This is a genomic window from uncultured Subdoligranulum sp. (genome assembly GCF_937890665.1).
This window is the reverse complement of the sequence record NZ_CALADU010000322.1, coordinates 1-5,300: the sequence shown is the minus strand read 5'-3', so window position 1 is coordinate 5,300 and position 5,300 is coordinate 1. Positions and strand designations below refer to the sequence as shown.

Below are 5,300 nucleotides of genomic sequence, written 5' to 3'. Positions count from 1 at the left end.
GTGATGGGATGGCCGAAGTTGGCCATAAAAATCAGCACCAGAGGACTTTTTGCGGCCAACAGGTCGCGAAAACGGTTCTGGGCGCTGTAAGGGGTGTCATACAAAAAGAAAGGGAGCTTGTCCCCGACTGCGATTCGATCTGCCATGAGAGGCTCCTCCTTTCTTCAAAATCTTGTAAACTACCCAAAAACCCGGACAGGGTGAGCCGTCCGGGTGTAATGTCAGAAAAACCCCGCTGGGCCGTCTGCAGCCAATCAAAACCTACCGGTACAGGCAGGTGGGTGCCCTGCGATTGCGTTCGCGCTCCCTTCTTCCGCCGAAGCGGGAGGTCTGCGGTCCGGCAAGCGACACAGGCTCCCAATATTTGATTAGTAGGATTCTATAAAGGCTGCAACAAGTCGTACCGAGCAGGGGTGTGTACGAAACCTTAGTCCAGTTCGGAATCGTCGATATCGTACATGGCGCGCAGGCGCTCCTCAAAGACTTTGCCGACAGTCAGCAACTCTTCGTCATCATCCACGATGTCCATATATTCGCCTTCGTCATCGGTGCCGATGCGCATCAGGATCAATTCGGCATCTTCCTGCAGGCTGGCGGGGTCTTCCTGATAGGGAATCACCGCCAGATAGCGGGTGCCATTAACTTCGGTAGCGTCGATGACCTCAAAGGTGACTTCCTGCCCGTCTTCATCCTCCAGCGTCAGAAGATCGGGTTTGGCTTCCTCCAGCATTTCGGGGCTCAGCTCGTCAGACATGGTCGGTCCCTCCTGTGATTGGAAATTTTACTGCCTTTAGTGTACCCTTTTTTTCACAAAACGTCAAGGGTGTTCATAGCGCGTGAAGTGTGCTATACTATAAGTAATTACAAATTTTTGGAATCCGGGGAGGGCCAGCCATGAAGAAGATCGCCTGTGCGGCGATGGCGCTGTCGCTTGTTGTATTGTGCGGCTGCGGCGGGAACGGAAAGTCCGCGCCCAAGCGAGCCGAAGTCACCAGCGAAGAACGCCAGTTTGCCACGCCTTCGGAAGGGGATTTGATCGCGATTTTCACCACCAATCTGGGGGAAGTGCGGGCGGTGCTGTACCCTGATGCGGCACCCATGGCCGTCTACAATTTCGTAGGGCTGGCTCGTTCGGGGTACTATGACGGTACGGTGATCTGGCGCAGCCAGTACGGTTTCGCGGTGCAAGGGGGCGATGCCACCGGCACCGGTACGGGCGGCTCCACGATTTGGAGCAATAACCCCTACCCGTTGGAAGCGGATGCCGGGCTCAAACATTACGCGGGGGCCCTGTGTGCCGCCTTTGCGTCGGGGGGCGACGTGAGCGGCGGCAACAGCCAGTTCTACTTTGTGGAGGCGCTGCCCGACAGCGTGGATGCGACCCAACAGGAACAGATGGCCCAGAACGGTTACAGCGAAGCCCAAATTCAAGCCTATGCCGCCGCCGGCGGACTGCCCTATCTGGATAACACCGACACGGTGTTTGGGCAGGTGTATGAAGGCATGGATGTGGTGGATGCCATGGCCTGCGTAGATACCGAGCAGGATGAGGACGGCAACGAAACTTGGCGTCCCACCGAGGAGGATACCATTACCATCCAGCAGGTGACCATTGCCACCTATCCGGGTCCCACGACAGAGAAATTGGAGGCCCAAAGCGACAGCACCGACACGGCAGATTCCGCCGCAGAGGAAGACGCTGTGGGCTGATGCAGCCCTCTACCCTTAGCATATGCAGAAAAATCCCTGCGCACGCTTGGCAAATCTGCCAAAGTGCGCAGGGACTTTTTGGTATAAGTGCTGTTATTTCTTGGTGTTGCCCCCCATGCGGCGGTCTCGGCGGGCATATTCTTCCAGTGCTTGGTCAAAGCACTCTTTGGTAAAATCGGGGAAAAGCACCGGCGTAAAGTAGAACTCCGCATAGGCACACTGCCACAGCAGGAAGTTGGAGAGCCGTTCTTCGCCGCTGGTACGGATCATTAGGTCCACCGGCGGCAACTGACGGTACAGATGGCTTTCGATGGTTTTTTCATCGATGGCCTCCGGGTTCAAGGTGCCGGCCTGTACTTCCCGGGCAATGCCGCGCACCGCATCGGTCAGTTCGGCGTGGCTGCCATAGTTCAGGCAGAAGTTCACAATGCCCTTGGTGTTATCCTTGGTCAGGTCCATCATGTAATCCATGGCGTCCAGCACACGCTGCTGCAATCCTTCCCGACGGCCGCTGAAAAGGACCTGACAGCCGCGTTCGTTCATCTCGTCGGCAATGGTACGGAAGTTGTTGGCAAACAGATCCATCAGATAGCCGACTTCCTTGGCGTCCCGGGCAAAGTTCTCTGTGGAAAAAACATAGAGAGAAAGCACATGAACACCGCGATCCCCCACGGCATAGCGGGTGATTTCTTTCAGACGGTCAAATCCCGCCTTGTGACCGAAGCTGGCGGGCAGCATACGCTGACGAGCCCAGCGGCGGTTGCCGTCCACGATGATGGCGGCATGGGTGGGAATACGAGAAGCAGTATCGTTGGGCATGGCAGGAAACTCCTTTGTTTACGTATTTTCAGAAGGTTGAGGCTGTAACAGCTCGGGCGGCTCTTCATCTGGATGATGGGCGCGCCAGTTGAGAAAACTCTCCAGAATCACGGCGGCGGAAACGGAATCCAGCCGCTCTTTGCGTTTTTGGCCAAAGGTGTTGTTGTCCGCCAAAATGGCGGCGGCAGAAACGGTAGTGCGGCGTTCATCCCACAGCACCACGGCACAACCGGCAGCGTTGGCCAACCGCTGGGCAAAGCGGCGGCTTTTGGCGGCACGGGAACCTTCGGTGCCGTCCATATTTTTGGGCAGACCGCAAACGATTCCCTCAGCGCCCCGCTGGACGGCCACGGCAGTGACCGCAGCGGCGACCTTGTTCATACTTTTTTCCTCGATCTGCGGTGTGATGGGGCTGGTGATGGTCTCCGAAGCATCGCAACCGGCCAATCCGGTGCGGCTGTCCCCGTAGTCAACGGCAAGCCATTTCATTGCGCAATCTCCTTTGGTCATGGGATTGGCTTCAGTATAACACGTTTGGCCCGGCAACGCAAACAAAAACCGCCCCGAAGGGCGGTCAAAGCGGTTAAAGCAATCCGTGGGGCAAGCGCCGGTCCAACTGGATGGTCAGCAGTGCGGCCAATGCAATTTTCAGGGCGTCTGCCGGCAGGTAGGGCAGTACGCAAAGGCTCAGCGCCACCAGAAGCGTGCTGTGGGTCAGAAACATGAACCAGAGGGTACCCAACAGGTAACAGGCGGCACAGCCCACGGCCATCGCCACACAAAGCGGGACAAAGCGGCGTCCCAGCAGGCGGGCCAGAAGGCCGGTGAACAATGCCGTCAGAATGTATCCCACGGCATAACCGCCGGTTTTTCCAAAGATCGCCGCCGGTCCGCCTTGAAATCCGGCCAGCACCGGCACCCCAATCGCGGCCAGTGCCACATAGACGGCCAGACTGGCGGTGCCCCAAACCGGTCCCAGCATACTGCCGGCCATGCAGGCGGCAAAGACCGCCAAATTGATGGGGACACCCCAGGGCATGGGAATGGCGATTTGGCTACAGATGGCGGCCAGAGCGGCAAAAAGCGCACACAGCACAAGACGGCGCACACGGGTAACGGATGTGGTATACATGGAAAAACTTCCTTTCAATTCAGATTGGGTTGGGGTACGATTTGAACCTCGCCGCTTTGCAGAGCAACCAAATATTGGCTGCCTTCGGGGCGCACCAACAAGCGGCATTCTTCGTCCAAAGCCACAGCCGTGGCACGGTAGGGGGAACCCCGCCCGGGGCGGACTTCCACCAGACGGCCGGGCAAGACCTGCCGGGCGCGGTAGTCGGGCAGATAGTCTTGGGGGCGACCGTGGCGGTAGAGAGACCAAAATTCATGTAAAAAGGCGGCGGCCAGTTGGGTGCGGGCGCCTGTGGGCGGCGTGGTTTCAAACAAACTGCCGGCGATGCCCTGCAATTCGGCAGGCCAGCCGTCCGGCGGGGGCAAAAGATTGAAGCCCAGCCCCACAATGGCGTATTCCAACAGGCCCGACTCCACATCCATCGAAGCCTCGGTCAGGATGCCGCATACCTTTTTACCATTCTTCCATAGGTCGTTGACCCATTTGATCTGAATGGTGCCGCCACAAACCGACTCGCAGGCTCGGGCGGCCGCGACGGCGGCCATGACGGTTAAGAATACCGCTTGTCGGGCAGCTAGCTCGGGACGAAGCAGCAAGCTCAGATAAAGCCCGCCCGGTGGGGAGAAAAAGCTGCGTCCGCTGCGTCCCCGCCCGGCGGATTGGGCTTGGGCGATCAGGACCAACCCTTCGGGAACCGTGGCATCGGCCCGGGCCCGCAGGGCCGCGTTGGTGCCGGGCAGGCGGTCGTATACTTCGATCCGCAGATCCTTGGCTGTATCAGGCGGCAGAAGCGCGGCAATGGCATCGGCATGGAGCACGTCCGCGTCAGGGGAGAGGGTATAGCCCCGGTTGGTGACGGCTTGAATAGGCACGCCGTCGGCCCGCAGCGAAGCAACCGCTTTCCAGACGGCGGTGCGGCTGACCCCCAACCGCTGCGCCAACTCCTGTCCCGAAAGGTAGTGCCCGCGGGCTTCCTCCAACGCGGTAAGGACCTGCGATTTGACCAAAGTGCTCCCTCCTTTGCATGCCACCATTCCAGTATAGGGCGTGCACTGCAAAAATGTCAACGCGATTGGCGGCTTAGGGTTGACAATCGGCGCAAAAAAAGAAGAGATCCGCAAACGCGGATCTCTTCAGAAAAACAATGGGAAAAATTAGCGCTGGATACGGCCGGAACCGTCGCCACCAGCCAGCTTCTCCACCTCGGAGACGGTGACCATGTTGAAGTCGCCCTCGATGGAGTGCTTCAGGGCAGAAGCCGCAACAGCGAACTCCACAGCCTCCTGCGTGGACTTGCCGCTCAGCAGGGCGTAGATCAAGCCGCCGCCAAAGCTGTCGCCGCCGCCAACGCGGTCCACGATGCGCAGCTCGTACTTCTTGCTGAAGGCGTACTCGTCGCTGGCAACGTCGTAGAGCATGGCGCTCCAGCCGTTGTCAGAAGCAGAATGGCTCTCACGCAGGGTGATGGCCACCTTCTCGAAGTGGAACTTGTCAGCCAACTGCTTGGCCACGCTCTTGTAGCCCTCGCGGTTGATCTCGCCGGCGTAGATGTCGGTGGCTTCGGCCTCGATGCCGAAGACGTCCTTCGCATCCTCCTCGTTGGAGATGCAGACGTCCACGTACTCGCACAGCTTGCTCA

Annotated in this window: 7 protein-coding genes and 1 other RNA gene; 1 reads left to right on the top strand and 7 read right to left on the bottom strand. The window is 58.7% G+C overall.

The features are described 5' to 3' along the window. Positions 1 to 225: 225 nt before the first annotated feature. Positions 226 to 417, bottom strand: a non-coding RNA gene (gene ssrS / locus Q0526_RS18485) — 6S RNA. Positions 418 to 427: 10 nt separating this feature from the next. Beyond that, positions 428 to 754 carry a DUF1292 domain-containing protein gene (locus Q0526_RS18480; RefSeq protein WP_007045983.1) on the bottom strand — a complete coding sequence of 109 codons (327 nt, stop codon included), beginning with the start codon at positions 752 to 754 and terminating at the stop codon, positions 428 to 430. Positions 755 to 894: 140 nt separating this feature from the next. Between Q0526_RS18480 and Q0526_RS18475 the strand changes: the two genes are divergently transcribed. After that, entirely contained in the window at positions 895 to 1,710 is an 816-nt protein-coding gene (locus tag Q0526_RS18475; RefSeq protein ID WP_298736961.1) for a peptidylprolyl isomerase, read from the top strand. Positions 1,711 to 1,803: 93 nt separating this feature from the next. Here the strand turns inward: Q0526_RS18475 and uppS are convergent, their stop codons facing one another. The 5 genes from uppS to Q0526_RS18450 form a co-directional block, all read right to left on the bottom strand. Continuing rightward, complete coding sequence (gene uppS, locus Q0526_RS18470) at positions 1,804 to 2,529, bottom strand: polyprenyl diphosphate synthase (RefSeq protein ID WP_298736959.1); 726 nt, start codon at positions 2,527 to 2,529, stop codon at positions 1,804 to 1,806. 18 nt (positions 2,530 to 2,547) lie between these two features. After that, positions 2,548 to 3,018, bottom strand: coding sequence for a Holliday junction resolvase RuvX (gene ruvX / locus Q0526_RS18465; protein ID WP_298736956.1), 471 nt, complete (start codon positions 3,016 to 3,018; stop codon positions 2,548 to 2,550). 94 nt (positions 3,019 to 3,112) lie between these two features. Continuing rightward, positions 3,113 to 3,661 carry a biotin transporter BioY gene (locus Q0526_RS18460; protein WP_298736954.1) on the bottom strand — a complete coding sequence of 183 codons (549 nt, stop codon included), beginning with the start codon at positions 3,659 to 3,661 and terminating at the stop codon, positions 3,113 to 3,115. A gap of 14 nt (positions 3,662 to 3,675) precedes the next feature. Then, on the bottom strand, positions 3,676 to 4,668 hold the full coding sequence (locus tag Q0526_RS18455) for a biotin--[acetyl-CoA-carboxylase] ligase (RefSeq protein ID WP_298736952.1): 993 nt from the start codon (positions 4,666 to 4,668) through the stop codon (positions 3,676 to 3,678). Positions 4,669 to 4,815: 147 nt separating this feature from the next. Continuing rightward, the coding region (locus Q0526_RS18450; RefSeq protein WP_298736949.1) for a PfkB family carbohydrate kinase at positions 4,816 to 5,300 on the bottom strand (485 nt) is incomplete at its 5' end.